The sequence below is a fragment of the Aeromonas sp. ZOR0001 genome, from assembly GCF_000801015.1.
Classification (GTDB): domain Bacteria; phylum Pseudomonadota; class Gammaproteobacteria; order Enterobacterales; family Aeromonadaceae; genus Aeromonas; species Aeromonas veronii.
Genome location: NZ_JRJY01000004.1, coordinates 44,732 through 62,559, shown reverse-complemented (window position 1 = coordinate 62,559; position 17,828 = coordinate 44,732). Strand labels below are relative to the sequence as shown.

Below are 17,828 nucleotides of genomic sequence, written 5' to 3'. Positions count from 1 at the left end.
TGCCGCACCTGCCGCACCTGCCGCACCTGCTGCGGTGACTCCGCCCAAACCGGCCACTCCTGTAGCCAAACCTGCACCGGCTGCTCCCGCAAAACCTGCCGAAGCAGCCAAAGCACCAGCGCCTGCCGCCAAGGCGGCGCCTGCGCCAGTAGAAAACAGTGCCGTGCAAAGCGATACGACGGTGCGGGTGGATACCAAGACTCTCGATGTCATCATGAACATGGTAGGCGAGTTGGTACTGGTTCGTAATCGGCTGGTGAGCCTGGGTATTGCAAGCAATGATGAAGAGATGTCAAAGGCGGTTGCCAATCTGGATGTGGTAACGGCTGACCTGCAAGGTGCGGTGATGAAAACCCGCATGCAGCCAATCAAGAAGGTATTTGGTCGTTTCCCGCGCGTGGTGCGTGACCTGGCCAGAACCCTCAAGAAAGAGATTGAGCTGGTGATGGTGGGGGAAGAGACCGATCTTGATAAAAACCTGGTAGAGGCGCTCGCCGATCCTCTGGTTCACCTTGTTCGCAACTCATGCGATCACGGGGTCGAAATGCCGGATGTGCGAGAGAAAGCGGGCAAGCCGCGGCAAGGGACAATCACCCTTAGCGCCTCCCAGCAAGGTGATCATATTCTGCTTTGCATCGAGGATGATGGGGCAGGGATGGATCCTGAGAAACTCAAGTCTATTGCCATCAGTCGCGGTGTTCTGGATGCAGATACTGCCGCTCGCATGAGCGACAACGATGCCTATAACCTGATCTTTGCCCCGGGCTTTTCAACCAAGGCCGAGATCTCTGATATCTCTGGCCGTGGTGTCGGAATGGATGTGGTTAAAACCAGCATTGTCAGCCTCAATGGGTCGGTGCATATAGATTCCACTTGGGGGAAAGGTACCCGTCTTGAAATCAAGGTTCCGTTGACGCTAGCCATTCTGCCGACTCTGATGGTGGAAGTGGGTGAGCAGACCTTCGCACTTCCCCTTGGTTGTGTGAACGAGATTTTCCATCTGGATCTGAAAAAGGCCAACATGGTTGATGGCCAGCTCACCATCATTGTGCGCGAGAAGGCGATACCGCTCTTCTATCTGCATAAATGGTTGATTCGTGGCGCCAACAAGCGTTCACGTCAGGATACCGGACATGTGGTGATCGTGCAGATTGGCACTCAGCAAATCGGGTTTGTGGTAGACAGCTTGATTGGTCAGGAAGAGGTGGTGATCAAGCCACTTGATAACCTGCTGCAAGGCACCCCTGGCATGGCCGGTGCGACGATTACCAGTGATGGCGGAATCGCTCTTATTTTGGATGTGCCGAGTCTGCTCAAAGCATATGCGCGTAGACATTAATAGCTCAGGCCCAAGGAGTTAGAAAAACAACAATGGCAGTCAAGGTATTAGTTGTCGACGATTCGAGCTTCTTTCGCCGTCGGGTGAGCGAGATCATCAATCAGGATCCCATGCTGACGGTGATTGATACGGCCCAGAATGGACGTGAAGCGGTGGACAAGGCGCTGTCACTGCGCCCTGATGTGATCACCATGGACATCGAAATGCCCGTGATGGATGGCATCAGTGCGGTGCGGGAGATCATGGCGAAGTGTCCAACCCCCATTCTGATGTTCTCCTCCCTGACCCATGAAGGGGCCAAGGCTACGCTGGATGCTCTGGACGCCGGTGCCCTAGACTTTTTGCCCAAGAAGTTTGAGGACATTGCCAGAGACAAAGATGAAGCGGTCAGACTGTTGCAACAGCGGGTGAAGGAGATCTCCCGCAAGCGCTTCCTGATGACATCCGCTGCTCGTCCCAAAGCACCTGAACCGGTTGCTCGTGCTCCGCTGGGCAGCACTTCACCCAGAACTCCTGATCGTCAGCCTGACCTGCAACGCACTGTGCCAAGTGCTTCATTCAAGCGCAGTGGCAAGAGTTATCAGTTGGTGGCAATCGGCACTTCTACCGGCGGACCTGTTGCTTTGCAAAATGTGCTGACCAAGTTGCCAGGGGATTTTCCCCATCCCATCCTGCTTATCCAGCATATGCCAGCCACTTTTACCGCTGCGTTTGCTGCCCGTCTCAACGGGTTATGCCAGATTGGCGTCAAGGAAGCGGAAGATGGCGATGTGCTTAAACCCGGGCATGCCTATCTTGCTCCCGGTGGTAAGCAGATGTTGCTGGAAGGTCGTGGTGCAGGGGCCCGCATTCGCATCGTGGATGGCAACGACAAGGTAAATTACAAGCCTTGTGTGGACATCACTTTTGCCTCTGCGGCCAAAACCTATGCCGACAAGGTATTGGCGATTGTGTTGACCGGTATGGGGGCTGATGGCCGTGATGGCGCCAGACTGCTGAAAGAGCAGGGATCAACCATCTGGGCTCAGGATGAGGCTTCCTGCGTGGTATATGGGATGCCCCAAGCAGTAGCCAAAGCGGGAATTGCCAGCGAATCACTTCCTCTGGACAAGGTGGCCCAGCGTATTCTGGTTGAGTTGGGGCGCTAATCATGGGCTTGCTCGGTCTGCTCCTGGCATTGGGGGCTATTGCCATTGCCCAACTGTGGCATGGTGGCTCCCTGTTGACGCTGGTGGACGGCCCTGCTTTTTTGATCGTGCTGGGCGGTACCGTCGGTGCCGTCACGTTGCAGACTCCAGCCAAGTACATCTTGCTGGCGTTGCGCCAGCTGCTATGGATTTTTACCCCTCCCCGCCAGGATCTCGCGGTGCAGGCCGAACGGTTGCAGTCATGGGCCGTCTTTGCGCGCCAGCAAGGGCTGCTTGCCCTTGAAAATCAGGCCGAGCAGGAGGAAGACAACTTTACCCGTCAAGGGCTCGGCATGATTGTCGATGGGGTCTCCACAGAGGATATCCGTATGCTGCTGGAAGCGGACATCGATATCGAGCAGGAGCGCAATGAACATGCCGCCAGGGTATTTGAAGCTATGGGGGGGTACAGTCCGACCATCGGGATCATCGGTGCCGTGCTGGGCCTGATCCAGGCCATGTTTCATCTCGAAGACCCGTCAGCGCTGGGGGCGGGTATCGCAGTGGCATTTGTGGCAACCATCTATGGAGTGGGGTTTGCCAACCTCATCTACCTGCCTATCGCCAACCGGCTACGCGCATTTCACTATCACTATGCACTCTTTCAGGAGATGACCCTGGAAGGGCTGCTGGCTATCGCCCATGGTGAAAACGGCTTGCAGGTTGAACGCCGGCTCAGGGCCTATTTGAAAGGAGAGTAGCCATGCGCAAGCGCTATCGGTTGCACTTGCAGGGTCGCGAGCATCTTGACCGCTGGCTGGTCTCCTATGCCGATTATATGACGCTGATCTTTGCCTTGTTCGTGGTGCTTTACTCTGTTGCGCTGGTGAACAAGGACAAGTATCGCGCGGTGATTGATGGTATGAGCCAGGCGTTCAGTGTCATGCAGTCTGGCGGCAATGGCTTGCTTGAAGGGCAGGGTAATTCCCTGCTGGATAACCCGGTATCTGCCTCTCCATCGTTGCTGGAAAGCCCAGCATCCCCCTCTCCTTCACTTGCTCCTATTTCTGGTGTGCCAGTGCTGCAAGATGGCGCGACACTTGCAAAACTCGATATGCAGTTGCAACAGAGCATGGGCTCGCTGGTGGATGCCGGTATCGTCAAACTGACGCAAGATGAGAACTGGCTGACGGTTGAACTCAGTTCCGGGTTGTTGTTTGGTAGCGGCAGTGCCTTTTTGGGACCAAACGCAGCACCGGTCATTAATACTCTTTCAAGTATTCTCAAACCGGTCGATAACTATGTAAGGGTTCGGGGTTATACCGATAACCAACAGATAAATAATGAAATTTATCGTTCTAACTGGGCGCTTTCTGCTGCTCGGGCCGAAGCGGTACTCAATGGTTTGATTGCCGATGGGATCGCCCCCCAGCGTCTGGCGTTCGAGGCATATGGCGAGTTTTCCCCCTTTGCTGACAACGGCAGCGAGCAGGGCAGACTGCAGAATCGCAAGGTTGTGGTCGCTATCTCCAAGTTTGCCTGGGTGCCGCCAGCACCTGTGGTTGCAACGCCTACGGTAGTTGCTGAACCGATTCCTGCTGTACAACAGGCGGTGTATGCAGGAGAGATAAAGGTGATCACCTTGCCCGGTGGTGGCATACGTATAACAACAAGGCAGGATTGATACAGTGATTGTTTGGACGGTTGCCAACCAGAAAGGTGGTGTGGGTAAAACCACCACAGTGGTCTCGCTTGCGGGGATCCTGGCCCAGCGTGGCCAGCGGGTGCTGTTGATTGATACCGACCCCCATGCTTCGCTGACTGCATATCTTGATTTTGATTCAGATCGCCTGGATGGAACCCTCTATGAGTTGTTTCAAGCTGTCAAACCGACAGCCGAGCTTGTCAATAAACTGACGCTCAAGACCAAGTTCGAAAATATCAACTTACTGCCAGCATCTATTACCTTGGCGACCCTTGATCGGGTGATGGGCAATCGTGAGGGGATGGGACTGGTACTGAAGCGGGCACTGCTGCGCATTCAGGATCAATATGATTACGTGCTGATCGATTGCCCGCCAGTACTGGGGGTGATGATGGTCAACGCGCTGGCTGCCTGCGATCGCATTCTGGTGCCTGTCCAGACCGAATTTCTGGCCCTCAAGGGGTTGGAGCGGATGATGAAAACATTCGAGATCATGCAGCGTTCCAAGCGTGACAAGTTCCGCTATACCGTGATCCCGACCATGTTCGACAAGCGCACCCGTGCCTCTCTGATGACCTTGAAGTCGATCAAGGATCAATATGGAGATTCAGTGTGGAATGCGGTGATCCCTATTGATACCAAGTTTCGGGATGCCAGCTTGCTGCATATTCCCCCGTCTATCTATTCTCCCGGGAGTCGTGGAACCTATGCATATGAAACGCTGCTCAATCATCTTGATGCCCTTGAGCGGCAACGGGTTCATGAGGTGACGGCATGAGAGATACCATTCAAGTTCGGGCGATGGATGACTATTTCCACTCCCTGCTGCTCGATGAGCCACTGGTGCTGGATGGGGTGGAAGAGGCTCAATCCGCCCCTGTTTTACAGTTGCAACGTCAGCCCCAAAGCGTCCCCGAGGTAGTCGCCGCACCTTACCTCGAAAGCGATCCACGGCTTGCCCAGCTCGGTGAGCTATTGGCTCAGGTGGGACAAGTCCAGTTCGAAAATGATGCCTTCACCCAGGAGATAACACTCACCGCACCGCTGGAGATTGTGGCGGAGGAGTCACTGTTGCCGGTGGAGCCTGAGTGGCCTGCGGAGGTTCTGCTTCCCGAGGTTGCGGAACCCCATACTACTATCCTGACCGAAACGGCGCTGGAGGTTGCTCCGGTAGAGGCCAGTGAACCGGTCGCCTGGGAAAATATCGATACCGGTAAAGAGTTTCAGGCCCTTTTCTTTGAAGTCGCGGGCGTGACGTTTGCGGTGCCGTTGACCGAGCTGGGTGGTATTCATCAGCTGGGCGAGATCACCTCCCTGTTTGGCCAGCCTGGCTGGTACAAGGGGATCATGACCTCTCGCGAGCAGAAGATGAATGTGGTCGATACTGCCCAGTGGGTCATGCCGGGTCAGCATCTCGAGATGGATGATTACAAGTATCTGATTATGCTTGGTGAATCGCCGTGGGGATTAGCCTGCCATCATCTCAAAGGGACTGAATTGTTACACCGTGACCAGGTGAAATGGCGCCATCAGGAGGGCAAGCGCCCCTGGTTGGCGGGCATGGTCAAAGAAAAAATGTGTGCCCTGTTACATGTCCGCGAACTGCTCCTGTTGCTGGAGCGTGGGGTTAACATAGAAGGTCGCTGATAACTTCTGCAATCGAGCTGTTTTATTGCTAGTTTTAGCAGTAGACGTTTTCATAAAAGGAATAAAAACATGACAGAAAAGCGCAATATTGCACAGAATCTGGCCGAAGATGAAGTGCTGCAATGGGTAACCTTCCAACTGGAAAACGAAACCTACGGCATCAATGTGATGCAGGTTCAGGAGGTGTTGCGCTACACCGAAATTGCACCGGTGCCGGGTGCGCCTGAGTACGTACTGGGGATCATCAACCTGCGTGGCAATGTGGTGACTGTCATCGATACCCGTTCCCGTTTCGGTCTGCCTTCCGGTGATGTGAGTGAAAACTCCCGGATCGTGATCATCGAGGCAGAGAAGCAGGTGATCGGCATCATGGTCGACAGCGTGGCGGAAGTGGTTTATCTGCGTTCTTCTGAAATCGATGCGGCACCTGCGGTCGGTACTGAAGAGAGCGCCAAGTTTATTCAGGGGGTGAGCAACCGCGATGGGCAACTGCTGATCCTGGTTGACTTGAACAAGCTGCTCTCCGATGAAGAGTGGGAAGATATCGGTTCCCTCTGATAAGTAAGGTGATGTTTTGATAATCGAGATGGTTGCCTTGGGGGTGTCCCTGATTGCCTTGGCGTTTGCCTCTTATATCTGGTTCAAGAGCAAGCGCAGCAAGCAGGAGTCCGAGGCCAGTGTGGCAACCCTGCAAGGTCAGTTGGAAAGCTTGCGCAAGCAGATGATGGAACTCCATACCGGCGCCATTGGCATGGGGCAGCGTCTGCAGTCGGTGGAAGGGGCTATGCAGCAGGTCAACGAGCGCCAGCAAGAGCTGACCATGCAGGATCCCGAACGCAGGCTCTACAGCCGAGCGGCAAAGATGGTCGAACTGGGCGCCGATCTTGATGAAGTCATGAGTGAGTGCGAGTTGCCAAAGGCAGAGGCCGAGCTCTTGATATCGTTGCGAAAAGGTCGCTCTTGATGATTCAGGAAGGCAATTGCCTTCCTGAATTTTATGGCGTGCAGCCGCTTGTCCCCCGGCTGCGTTGAGCGGATGGTTTCTACCGCATTTTCTTTGTGATCCCGGTCGCCAGTCAGTTCAATTGTTGCATCTTTGAAAAGACGTATTCCAATACTGTGTTAAGATGCAGACCGCTTCATTTTCTCTGAAAAAATCCCCATGCTGCTTCAAGTTAACAATCTGAGCTGCGTGCGCGAAGATCGCACTCTGTTTGAACACCTCTCTTTCTCTGTTGCGCCCGGCGATCTGGTGCAAATTGAAGGGCCCAACGGGGTCGGCAAGACCAGCCTGTTGCGATTGTTGACCGGGCTGTCGCAGCCGTTTGCCGGTGAGGTGTGCTGGAATGGGGAGAATATTCGTCACTGTCGTGATGAGTATCATGCCAATCTGCTCTATCTCGGCCATCAGCCCGGTGTCAAAGCGGCGCTGACCCCTTTTGAAAACCTGAAGTTCTACCAGCAGTTGCATTACCCGCAGCAAACAGAGACTAACTTGTGGCAGATATTGGCCCGGGTAGGGCTGGCCGGATTTGAAGAGTACCCGACCGGCCAACTCTCTGCCGGCCAGCAACGCCGGGTGGCTCTGGCCAGACTCTGGCTGTCACAGAAACCGGCACTCTGGATCCTCGATGAACCCTTTACCGCCATCGACAAGCAAGGGGTCAAGGTGCTCGAACAGCTCTTTCTGGCCCACGCCGAGCGGGGCGGCATGGTGATCCTCACCACTCATCAGGATCTGACCCTGATGCAGGGACGGCTGAAGACTATCTCGTTGACCCCCTTAGCATCGACATTGCAGGAGTAACGCCATGTTGCGCGCTGTTATGCACCTTATTCACCGTGAACTGCTGATGGCTCTGCGCCAGCGTTCCGATATTCTCAACCCGCTCTGGTTTTTCCTCATCGTCATCACCCTGTTTCCGTTAGGGATTGGCCCGGAGCCCAAACTGCTGGCCCGTATTGCCCCGGGGATTATCTGGGTAGCGGCGCTATTGGCGGCCATGCTGTCGCTGGAGCGACTGTTTCGCGACGACTTTGCCGATGGCGCGCTGGAGCAGATGATGCTGATGCCGCACCCGCTGGGCTTGCTGGCGCTGGCGAAAGTGGTCGCTCACTGGCTGCTGACCGGCTTGCCGCTGCTGCTGCTCTCTCCCTTGCTGGCGATTTTGCTGTCGCTGGATATGCACACCTATCTGGCTGTCGTCGCGACGCTGGCACTGGGCACTCCTGTATTGAGCCTGCTCGGCGCGGTCGGGGTCGCGTTGACGGTGGGACTGCGCAAAGGCGGGGTGCTGCTTAGTCTGCTGATCCTGCCGCTCTATATTCCGGTACTGATTTTTGCCACCTCAGCCATCGATGCCGCGGGGATGAGCTTGCCCTATGGCGGGCAGCTTGCCATTCTGGCCGCCATGCTGGTGGGGGCTTTGACACTGACGCCGCTGGCTGTGTCGGCGGCGTTGCGGGTCAGCCTCAACTGATGGCCGTGAGCTGAACTGAATTTGGCTCCAAATGGGGTCTTTTTGCAAAAAATAATGTTGCGATGGATCAAGGAGAGTGCCGCTTATTGCTTTCGGGGTATTTGATGCTGCCCTGCGGTCGGTATGGTAGGCCTCGCCAAACGATTAATAACAAAAAGGTTTTGTGAGCTATGTGGAAATGGTTGCACCCTTATGCCAAACCGGAGCGTGCCTATCAGCTGGCAGGCACGCTGTTGCCCTGGTTTGCGGTGATTAGTCTGCTCTCGTTTGTGATCGGTACTGTCTGGGGCCTCGCGTTTGCGCCAGCGGATTACCAGCAGGGAGATTCGTTCCGGATCATCTATATCCACGTACCTTCCGCCATTCTCTCCATGGGAGCCTACTCCACCATGGCGGTGGCCGCTTTTATCGGCCTGGTGTGGCAACTGCGGATGGCGGACATGACTGTTGCAGCCATTGCACCGGTCGGCGCTGTATTTACCTTTATTGCCCTCTTTACCGGTGCCGCCTGGGGCAAGCCCATGTGGGGAACCTGGTGGGTGTGGGATGCGCGGCTCACCTCTGAACTGATCCTGCTGTTTCTCTACCTCGGCGTGATTGCTCTCTACAACGCCTTCAGCGACAAGGTGGTCGCTGGCCGTGCGGCCGGCATTCTGGCACTGGTTGGGGTGATCAACCTGCCGATCATCCACTACTCGGTGGAGTGGTGGAACACCTTGCATCAGGGGGCCACCATCACCAAATTTGACAAACCCTCCATTTCACCCGAGATGCTCTGGCCGCTGTTGATCATGATCCTGGCGTTTGCCGCGTTTCTCGGGGCCCTGACCCTGATGCGTTTTCGTAATGAACTCCTGATGCGGGAGTGGCATCGCCCCTGGGTCAAAGAGATTGCAGAGCAGGAGAAGTAAGCATGCACTTTGCCTCTTTCAGTGATTTTATGGCGATGGGCGGTTACGCCTTCTATGTCTGGCTCTCTTTTGGCCTGACGCTGGTGTGTCTGGTCGGCATCATCATTTCTACCCGCATGAAAACCCGCAGCCTGCTCGCCGAGTTGCGCAGCAAACAGGCGCGTGAGGCCCGTCGCAAGGCGGCCCAGCAGATGGAGAACACCCTATGAACCCGAGACGCAAAAAACGCCTCACCATCATTCTGGCCATTACTCTGGGTCTGGCGACCGTCTGCGGGCTGGTGCTCTACGCCCTCAGTCAGAATATCGACCTCTTCTACACCCCGAGCGAGCTGGTGGAGGGGAAGGGGCCGGACAAGATCAAGCCGGAAGAGGGACAGCGCCTGCGCATCGGTGGATTGGTCGTGCCGGGATCGGTACAGCGGGATCCCCAGAGCCTCAAGGTTGCCTTCAAGCTGGTGGATAACGGCGGTCATCTGGTGACGGTCGAGTTTGACGGCATCCTGCCGGATCTCTTCCGTGAAGGGCAGGGGATTGTTGCCCAGGGCACCCTCAAGGATGCCACGACCGTAGAGGCGTTCGAGGTGCTGGCCAAGCACGATGAGAACTACATGCCGCCGGAAGTGGCCGATGCCACCAACGGTATGCACTTCAAGCCGGAGTATACCGAGGCGCAGTTGAAGGGAGCCAAGCAGTGATCCCTGTGGTGTTTGCCTTTTCCGCTTTGCCTGCCGTGCGTGGTGCGGCTGTTGTCACCGTTCAATTGAAAGGAATGCCTTCATGATCCCGGAATTAGGTCAGTTTGCGCTGATCCTGGCCTTTGCCACCGCCCTGCTTCTGGGTAGCTACCCGCTGCTGGGCGCCAGTTGGGGGCGTCTTGGCATGATGTCGGCGGCCCGTCCGCTCGCCTATGCCCAGTTCTTGCTGCTGCTGCTGTCGTTTCTCTGCCTGACCTGGGCCTTTATCGATAACGACTTCACCGTGCAGTATGTGGCCACTAACTCCAACAGCCTGCTGCCGCTAGCATATCGCATTTCCGCCGTATGGGGCGCCCACGAAGGCTCCCTGCTGCTGTGGGTACTGACCCTGGGTGGCTGGACCGCGGCGGTAGCCATATTCAGCCGCCGTCTGCCGCTCGATGCGGTGGCTCGGGTACTCGGCGTGTTGGGGCTGATCTCGGTCGGCTTCACTGCTTTCGTGCTGTTCACCTCCGATCCCTTCACCCGCACCTTGCCCTATTTTCCGGTAGATGGTCGTGACCTCAATCCGCTGCTGCAGGATCCGGGTCTTATCTTCCATCCGCCGATGCTCTACATGGGTTATGTGGGCTTCTCGGTGGCGTTTGCCTTTGCCATTGCTTCGCTGATGACCGGCCGTCTCGATGCGACCTGGGCCCGCTGGTCGCGCCCCTGGACCATGGCGGCCTGGGTATTCCTGACCCTCGGTATCGTGCTCGGCTCCTGGTGGGCTTACTACGAGCTTGGTTGGGGCGGCTGGTGGTTCTGGGATCCGGTAGAAAACGCCTCCTTCATGCCTTGGCTGGCGGGTACCGCTCTGCTGCACTCGCTGGCGGTGAGCGAGAAGCGTGCCACCTTCAAGGCGTGGACCGTGCTGCTGGCCCTGTCAGCCTTCTCGCTGAGCCTGCTGGGTACCTTCCTGGTGCGCTCCGGCGTGCTGGTGTCGGTGCATGCGTTTGCCTCCGACCCGACCCGTGGCCTGTTTATTCTCGGCTTCCTGCTGGCGGTGATCGGTTCATCCTTGCTGCTGTTTGCCTTCAAAGGCTCGCAGGTGAAGAGCCACGGCAAACACGAGCTGTGGAGCCGCGAGACCCTGCTGCTTTGCAACAACATCATGCTGGTGGCGGGTCTGCTGACCGTGTTGCTCGGTACCTTGCTGCCGCTGGTGCACAAGGAGCTGGGGCTGGGGAGCATCTCTATCGGTACTCCCTTCTTCAACCACATCTACAGCTGGCTGATCATCCCGTTTGCCCTGCTGCTGGGGGTTGGCCCGCTGTTTCGCTGGCGTCGTCAGGAGCTGGGGGAACTCAAAAGCAAGGTGGTCGTGGCACTGGTGCTGAGTCTGGCCGCAGCCTTGCTGTTGCCGCTGCTCTTTGCCGAAACCTTCAAGCCGTGGGCGGCGGTAGGGATTGGTCTGGGGGCCTGGATCATCGTCACCAGCGTGCAGGAGACCTGGGCGCGGGCTACCCACAAGCACAGCTTTGCAGTCGGTGTGCGCAAGCTTGGCAACAGCCATTGGGCCATGATCCTAGGCCATGTGGGGCTGGCAGTCAGCATCATTGGTATCGCCTGCACCCAGAACTACAGCATCGAAAAGGATCTGCGAATGCAGGCGGGTGATCGAGTGCACTTTGCCGATTACGAGTTCGTCTTTGCCGGGATCAAGGAGAAGAACGGCCCCAACTATGATGGCTTCAAGGGCGTGCTGGAAGTGCACAAGAATGGCAAGCAGGTCGCCCTGCTCAAGCCCGAAAAGCGGATGTACAAAGTGACCCGGATGCCGATGACCGAAGCGGCCATCGATGCCGGTATCACCCGCGATCTCTATGCGGCGCTGGGGGAACAGCTCGACAACGGAGCCTGGGCGGTGCGGATCTACTACAAGCCGTTCGTGCGCTGGATCTGGTTCGGCGGCGTCTTTATGGCTATCGGTGGCGTGCTGGCGATGCTCGACAAGCGTTATCGTTTCGGCCGTCGTGAGGAGGAGGCCAAGGCATGAACAAAAAGACCTGGTTGTTTTTAATCCCCTTTATCGTCTTTTTGCTGGGGGCGGTGTTCCTGTTCAAAGGGCTCTACTCCGATCCCACCAAGCTTGAGTCCGTGATGGTGGGCAAAGATGTGCCGGTGTTCACCCTGCAGGACATTTACGATCTGAACAAACAGCACGATCGCAGTATCCTGACCGGTCGCCCCATGCTGCTCAACGTCTGGGCCACTTGGTGCCCCACCTGCTATGGCGAGCACACCTACCTCAAACAGTTGGCGGGGCAGGGTATTCCCATCATCGGCATGAACTATAAGGATGAGCGCGACAAGGCGATCAAATGGCTGGCGGAGCTGGGCAACCCCTATCAGGTCAACCTCTATGATCCGGACGGCATGCTGGGGCTGGATCTCGGGGTATATGGCGCACCGGAGACCTTCTTTATCGACAGCAAGGGGATCATCCGGTATCGCCACGTGGGGGATATCAACCCCGAGAACTGGGCGTCGACCCTCAAACCCATCTTTGATGCCATGAAGTGAGGGGAGTCCTGATGAGAGTATTTATTGCTTCCCTGCTGCTGTTGCTGGGATGGGTGGTGCAAGCGCCGGCCATGGCCGCTATCGATGTCTACACCTTCGACAACGACAATCAGGAGCAGGTCTTTCGCGAACTGACCAAGGAGCTGCGCTGCCCCAAGTGTCAGAACCAGGATATCGCTGACTCCAATGCAGGGCTGGCCAAGGATCTGCGCGACAAGACCTACCAGATGGTGCGTGAGGGCAAGGATAAAGAGGAGATCGTGGATTACATGGTGGCCCGCTACGGCAACTTTATCCTCTATAACCCGCCCCTGATGGCCTCCACCCTGATCCTCTGGCTTGGTCCGCTGCTGGTGATCCTGATCGGTGGCGCCGTGGTCGTGATGCGCAGTCGCCGGTCCCCTGCGGTGAAAAAACAACTGGATAACGCCCTGAGCGAGGAGGAGCAGCGCCGACTGGCCGAGCTGCTCAAAGAGGAAGAGAAACAATGACCGCTTTTTGGATAGTGATTGCGGGCTTGCTGGTGCTGGTGAGTCTGGCGCTCGTCGTGCCGCTGTGGCGTGGTGAAGGCAAACAGAGCATCAGTCGCTCGGCGCTCAACAAACAGCTCTATCGCCAGCGGCTGCTGGAGATTGGCGAAGAGCGCGAGCAGGGTGTCCTGGCTGAGGAGTCCGACTCGCTGGTCGAGCTGCAACGAAGCCTCTTGGATGATATTCCCGATGTGGAGCAGACTGCCCGCAGTGGCAAGAGTCTGATCTGGATCCCGGGTGTGCTGGTGCTGTTGGTGGTGAGTCTGGGGCTCTACTACAAGTTGGGCTCATGGCAAGAGGTGAGTCGCTGGCAAGATGCCAGCAGCCGTCTTGGCGAGCTGAGCAACCGCATTTTGGTGGAGCGGGATGCCAAGGTGACCGAGCAGGATCTGCTGGATTTCACGCTGGCACTGCGTACCCGCCTCAAGGATGAACCGAACGACTACCGCGGCTGGCTGCTGCTGGGACGTTTGGCGCTGGATGGCAATGATCCCGAGATGGCCAGCGAGGCGCTGGAGCGGGCCTACACGCTTGCCCCCCAGAAATCGCTGGTGGCGGTGCCCTATGCGCAGGCGCTGATGATGACGGGGGATGAGGCGCAAGCGGATGCCCTGTTGCAGGCTGCTATCGCGCAGGATCCGGACAATGTCGAGGCGCGCTCTGTCTATGCCTTTATGGCGCTGCAAAAAGAGGACTTCCAGACCGCGCTGGCTCGCTGGCAGGCGATGTTGCCACTGATGGAGAAAGGTACCCCCCGTTACGTGATGGTCGAGCGCTCCATGGAGTATGCCCGCGCGCAGCTCAAGCAGCGCGGCATCGAGGTGACGAATTCAGGCGCAGCCAAAGCGGGCGCAGTTGAGGGACAACCGCTGGCGGTGAAGAAGGGGGAATTCCCCATCCACGTCACGTTGGCGGCGGGCATTCAGATGCCGGAAGATGCCCATCTCTTCGTCTTTGCCGTGGTGCCCAACGGGCCACCCATGCCTATCGCCGTGAAGCGTATCGCAGGGCCAACCTTGCCTGTAACCCTGTCACTCGGGGATGGCGATGCCATGATGGAAGGCAGCAAACTGGCGGCCTATCCGGAGCTGCAGTTCAAGGCACGTCTCTCGCGCGGTGGCAATGTGATGAACAAGGAAGGAGCCTTCGAAGGGGTATCCGTGTCGGTCAAGACGGCCGAGATCCCTGCTGCTCCGATTGACATCCGCATCGATCACGCCCTCTAATATGCCTTTGGATAACCCGGCTCCTGGATAGGAGCCGGGTTATCTATACTTCTGATAAATCAAAATAAAACGTCAGGACAATCATATGTATCTTCGTTCAGGGGCCATACTGGCAGCCCTCTTGCTGGCTGGCTGTGCCGGTGGCCCACCCAAGCCTGGCCCAGAGAGTCTGGAGCTCAATCCCGGCATGAATAATCCGGGAGCCACCAGTACGGCGGCCGATCCGCGCGATCCCTTCCAGGGGGCCAACCGGGCCATGTGGGCGGTCAACTATGATGTGCTGGAACCCTATGTGGCACGTCCTGTGGTACATGCCTATGCCCGCTACATTCCGGTCGGGGTGAAGGATGGCATTGCCAACTTTGTTGCCAACTTTGATGAGCCAAGCAGCATGGTGAACCATCTGATCACCGGTGATTTGAAAGGGGCAGGCACCAACCTGGGGCGCTTTACCCTCAACACCACGGTCGGTCTGCTGGGTATCTTCGATGTGGCCAAACATGCCGGCCTCGAGCGTAACAAGCTGGAGATGGACACAGTGCTGGGCAGGGCCGATATCGGTAATGGTGCCTACATCATGGTGCCTGTTTACGGCCCGACCACCACCCGTGAGCTGGTTGGCGATGCGATTGACAGCTTCTACTTCCCCTATGCCCTGTTGACCTTCCCGATGAAGGTCGCACACTGGGCGCTGGATGGCTTGGGCACACGTGCCAAGCTGATCGATCAGGAGCGGATCATCGACAACTCCCTCGATCCTTATGCGCTGACCAAGGATTTCTACCTGCAATATAACCAGGGCAAGGTGACGGGCAAGCAGACCGAGCTGAAAGCGTCTCAGCAAGAGCAGGCCGACGATGCCAATCTGGATGAATATATGGACGAGTTGGACCAGTAAATGGGCTATCTCGATATGTAAAAGGCGCCTGCGGGCGCCTTATTCATTTACGCAGCCATATCGAGATAAAAAAACGCCCCGCAGTGCGGGGCGTTTTGGCAAGCGAGGCTGTTTAGGCAGCCAGATTCTTGGCCACGAATTCCCAGTTAACCAGAGCCCAGAAGGTTTCCATGTACTTCGGACGCAGGTTGCGGAAGTCGATGTAGTAGGCGTGCTCCCACAGGTCAACGGTCAGCAGCGGGGTGGTACCGGCTTCAGTCAGCGGGCAGCCAGCGTTGGAGGTGTTGACGATAGCCAGAGAGCCGTCAGCTTTCTTCACCAGCCAAGTCCAGCTGGAACCGAAGTTGCCGATGGCTGATTTGGTGAAGGCATCTTTGAACTCGGCGAAGGAGCCGAATGCCTTGTTGATGGCATCAGCCAGGGCGCCAGTCGGCTCGCCACCGCCATTCGGGGAGAGGCAGTGCCAGTAGAAGGTGTGGTTCCAGATCTGGGCGGCGTTGTTGAAGATGCCGCCGTTGGAGGTCTTGATGATCTCTTCCAGAGACTTGCCTTCAAACTCGGTACCCGGCACCAGATTGTTCAGGTTGACCACGTAGGTGTTGTGGTGCTTGCCGTGGTGATATTCCAGAGTTTCCTGGGAGATGTGCGGTTCCAGAGCGTTGATTGCATAGGGCAGAGCGGGAAGTTCGAATGCCATTTTCTACTCTCCATTGGCTGGACCGTGCGAAGGCGACGGTTGCAAGACATTGCGTACTCTTTTCTATATGTGAAAAGAGTTGTTTTTAAAATGATGGGGCTGGGTAGCCCAAAGCCAAGGGATTGTAGCAGTATCAAAGATGGCCTAACAACTCTTGATTGGCGCCATGATCGCGATCAATCCTGTGTGGGTTCTTTGCACAATTCGAGCCGGGTCACCCCTTTGTCAGTTTGTGCTCGGGCAAGATTGCAGTAGAATGGCCGCCGAAATCGCTCTAGTGAGGCACCTATGGAAACTATTGAAAAGATTAAGCAGCAGCTGGCTGACAACCCCATCATCATCTACATGAAGGGCTCCCCCAAGCTACCCAGCTGTGGCTTCTCTGCCCAGGCCTCCCAGGCTCTGATGTCCTGCGGCGAGCCGTTTGCCTACGTTGATATCCTGCAGAATCCGGATATCCGCGCCGAATTGCCAAAATTCGCCAACTGGCCGACCTTCCCCCAACTGTGGGTTGAAGGTGAGCTGATCGGTGGCTGTGACATCATGATCGAGATGTTCCAGGCTGGCGAGTTGCAGGCTCTGATCAAAGAGACTGCTGCCAAGTACAAGAAAGATGATGCTGCAGCCGAGTAATCGGTTCTGTGTTGTCGAGAGGGAGCCTTATAGGCTCCCTTTTTTATTGTCCCGGTTCTGGCAGGCAAGCAACTGATTGCCGGTTGCAAAAAGCAACGCAATTGCCCTGAAAAATCTAATCTTTACGGCTTTGTTTTGGAGTTGTTAATTATATTGTTTGCCAATATATGATTACTTTTTTTAATCCATTTGGATTCAAGTGTTGCTGCCATCACATTTTTTGATAATTTCACCGTAACGCAGTCTCTTTGTAGATTTTTTTGTGTTTATGCTCACATTAATTGCAAGTGATAGAACCTAGTATCGCTTCGCCCTGTGAAATAAAACCCTACAAATTAATAAATAAAAAGAGATTTGCGATGAAGATGTATAGCAATCTGCCCATTGGTCTTCATGATATTACTGAAGCCAAAAAAAGACTGACCAATCATATATACAAGACCGCGCAACTACCCTCTAACTACATCAGCGAACGTTGCCATGGCGAGGTTTACCTCAAGCTTGAAAACATGCAACGTACAGGCTCTTTTAAAATTCGTGGTGCCTTCAACAAACTCAGTTCATTAAGTCTGGAAGACCGACAAAAAGGTGTTGTCGCCTGCTCGGCGGGCAATCATGCCCAAGGTGTATCACTCTCCAGTGCTATGTTGGGAATTGATGCCAAGGTGGTCATGCCTTGCTGTGCCCCCAAATCAAAAATTGCTGCAACCAGTGACTATTCAGCCAAAGTGATCCTTCATGGAAATAGCTTCAATGACACCATTGCCAAAGTTAGCGAAATCGTGGAGATGGAAGGCCGCGTATTTATCCCCCCCTTCGACGATGCAAAAGTGATTGCCGGCCAGGGCACCATTGGCCTGGAAATTATCGAAGATTTGTATGATGTCGATAACATCATCGTGCCGATCGGTGGTGGTGGTTTGATTGCCGGTGTTGCCATGGCTATCAAATCTATTAATCCGACCATCAAGGTGATTGGTGTGCAATCCGAGAATGTGCACGGTATGGCGGCCTCTTTCTATGCCGGTACCATGACCAATCACAGAACCAGCAGCACGCTGGCCGATGGCTGTGATGTGGCAAGACCCGGTTCACTGACCTTCGAAATCGTCAAACAATTGGTGGATGATATTGTACTGGTCACCGAGGATGATATTCGTCATAGCATGGTTGACCTTATTCAGCGCAACAAGGTGATTACCGAAGGGGCGGGAGCTTTGGCCTCGGCAGCGCTGCTCAGTGGCAAACTGAAACATTATGTCGAAGGCAAAAAGACCGTCAGCATTATTTCGGGTGGCAATATTGACCTGACCCGAATCGCCGAAATTATCGAACAGAACAATATCCGTCAATTTAGCCTGTAAGGAATACAG

At 55.8% G+C, this 17,828-nt stretch carries 21 protein-coding genes; 20 read left to right on the top strand and 1 reads right to left on the bottom strand.

All coding sequences use genetic code 11. The annotated features are described in order from the left end of the window. The 18 genes from L972_RS00545 to L972_RS00460 all read left to right on the top strand — a co-directional run. Window positions 1–1,339 (top strand): chemotaxis protein CheA (locus L972_RS00545; RefSeq protein ID WP_047434334.1); only part of this gene is annotated, 1,339 nt, incomplete at its 5' end. Between the two features lie 32 nt (window positions 1,340–1,371). Continuing rightward, the gene (locus tag L972_RS00540) at window positions 1,372–2,487 is read left to right on the top strand and encodes a protein-glutamate methylesterase/protein-glutamine glutaminase (protein ID WP_047434326.1); all 1,116 of its coding nucleotides are present in this window, start codon (window positions 1,372–1,374) and stop codon (window positions 2,485–2,487) included. Window positions 2,488–2,489: 2 nt separating this feature from the next. After that, window positions 2,490–3,227, top strand: coding sequence for a flagellar motor protein (locus tag L972_RS00535; protein WP_047434323.1), 738 nt, complete (start codon window positions 2,490–2,492; stop codon window positions 3,225–3,227). Window positions 3,228–3,229: 2 nt separating this feature from the next. Further along, window positions 3,230–4,150 (top strand): flagellar motor protein MotB, encoded by a 921-nt coding sequence (locus tag L972_RS00530; RefSeq protein ID WP_047434321.1) that lies wholly within the window; start codon window positions 3,230–3,232, stop codon window positions 4,148–4,150. A gap of 4 nt (window positions 4,151–4,154) precedes the next feature. Then, window positions 4,155–4,949 carry a ParA family protein gene (locus L972_RS00525; RefSeq protein WP_005334696.1) on the top strand — a complete coding sequence of 265 codons (795 nt, stop codon included), beginning with the start codon at window positions 4,155–4,157 and terminating at the stop codon, window positions 4,947–4,949. Continuing rightward, window positions 4,946–5,818: a chemotaxis protein CheW gene (locus L972_RS00520; protein WP_047434318.1), complete on the top strand. Its 873-nt coding sequence runs from the start codon at window positions 4,946–4,948 to the stop codon at window positions 5,816–5,818. The genes L972_RS00525 and L972_RS00520 overlap by 4 nt, the downstream gene beginning before the upstream one ends. Window positions 5,819–5,887: 69 nt before the next feature. After that, complete coding sequence (locus tag L972_RS00515; protein WP_005298836.1) at window positions 5,888–6,376, top strand: chemotaxis protein CheW; 489 nt, start codon at window positions 5,888–5,890, stop codon at window positions 6,374–6,376. Between the two features lie 28 nt (window positions 6,377–6,404). Next, window positions 6,405–6,782, top strand: coding sequence for a DUF2802 domain-containing protein (locus L972_RS00510; RefSeq protein ID WP_005353661.1), 378 nt, complete (start codon window positions 6,405–6,407; stop codon window positions 6,780–6,782). 198 nt (window positions 6,783–6,980) lie between these two features. After that, window positions 6,981–7,625 (top strand): cytochrome c biogenesis heme-transporting ATPase CcmA, encoded by a 645-nt coding sequence (gene ccmA, locus L972_RS00505; RefSeq protein ID WP_047434303.1) that lies wholly within the window; start codon window positions 6,981–6,983, stop codon window positions 7,623–7,625. A 4-nt stretch (window positions 7,626–7,629) separates the two neighbouring features. Further along, window positions 7,630–8,298, top strand: a complete 669-nt coding sequence (ccmB, locus tag L972_RS00500; protein WP_047434301.1) for a heme exporter protein CcmB — start codon at window positions 7,630–7,632, stop codon at window positions 8,296–8,298. 170 nt (window positions 8,299–8,468) lie between these two features. After that, window positions 8,469–9,209, top strand: a complete 741-nt coding sequence (locus L972_RS00495; protein ID WP_005334687.1) for a heme ABC transporter permease — start codon at window positions 8,469–8,471, stop codon at window positions 9,207–9,209. A gap of 2 nt (window positions 9,210–9,211) precedes the next feature. Further along, a complete protein-coding gene (ccmD, locus tag L972_RS00490; protein ID WP_005353657.1) occupies window positions 9,212–9,418 on the top strand; it encodes a heme exporter protein CcmD in 207 nt (68 codons plus the stop codon). After that, complete coding sequence (gene ccmE / locus L972_RS00485) at window positions 9,415–9,906, top strand: cytochrome c maturation protein CcmE (protein WP_047434298.1); 492 nt, start codon at window positions 9,415–9,417, stop codon at window positions 9,904–9,906. The genes ccmD and ccmE overlap by 4 nt, the downstream gene beginning before the upstream one ends. A gap of 82 nt (window positions 9,907–9,988) precedes the next feature. Then, window positions 9,989–11,944, top strand: coding sequence for a heme lyase CcmF/NrfE family subunit (locus tag L972_RS00480; RefSeq protein WP_047434295.1), 1,956 nt, complete (start codon window positions 9,989–9,991; stop codon window positions 11,942–11,944). Beyond that, window positions 11,941–12,471, top strand: a complete 531-nt coding sequence (locus L972_RS00475; RefSeq protein ID WP_047434292.1) for a DsbE family thiol:disulfide interchange protein — start codon at window positions 11,941–11,943, stop codon at window positions 12,469–12,471. The genes L972_RS00480 and L972_RS00475 overlap by 4 nt, the downstream gene beginning before the upstream one ends. Window positions 12,472–12,482: 11 nt before the next feature. Further along, entirely contained in the window at window positions 12,483–12,962 is a 480-nt protein-coding gene (locus L972_RS00470) for a cytochrome c-type biogenesis protein (protein WP_019444734.1), read from the top strand. Then, the gene (ccmI, locus tag L972_RS00465) at window positions 12,959–14,227 is read left to right on the top strand and encodes a c-type cytochrome biogenesis protein CcmI (RefSeq protein WP_047434289.1); all 1,269 of its coding nucleotides are present in this window, start codon (window positions 12,959–12,961) and stop codon (window positions 14,225–14,227) included. Before L972_RS00470 ends, ccmI begins: the two co-directional genes overlap by 4 nt. A gap of 85 nt (window positions 14,228–14,312) precedes the next feature. Further along, window positions 14,313–15,125, top strand: coding sequence for an MlaA family lipoprotein (locus L972_RS00460; protein ID WP_047434286.1), 813 nt, complete (start codon window positions 14,313–14,315; stop codon window positions 15,123–15,125). Window positions 15,126–15,237: 112 nt separating this feature from the next. Here the strand turns inward: L972_RS00460 and sodB are convergent, their stop codons facing one another. Further along, complete coding sequence (sodB, locus tag L972_RS00455) at window positions 15,238–15,822, bottom strand: superoxide dismutase [Fe] (RefSeq protein WP_005334664.1); 585 nt, start codon at window positions 15,820–15,822, stop codon at window positions 15,238–15,240. A 288-nt stretch (window positions 15,823–16,110) separates the two neighbouring features. Between sodB and L972_RS00450 the strand changes: the two genes are divergently transcribed. Both L972_RS00450 and tdcB read left to right on the top strand, forming a co-directional pair. Next, window positions 16,111–16,455: a Grx4 family monothiol glutaredoxin gene (locus L972_RS00450; protein ID WP_005353650.1), complete on the top strand. Its 345-nt coding sequence runs from the start codon at window positions 16,111–16,113 to the stop codon at window positions 16,453–16,455. 359 nt (window positions 16,456–16,814) lie between these two features. Beyond that, window positions 16,815–17,819, top strand: a complete 1,005-nt coding sequence (gene tdcB, locus L972_RS00445) for a bifunctional threonine ammonia-lyase/L-serine ammonia-lyase TdcB (protein WP_005334660.1) — start codon at window positions 16,815–16,817, stop codon at window positions 17,817–17,819. The last annotated feature ends 9 nt before the right edge of the window (window positions 17,820–17,828 follow it).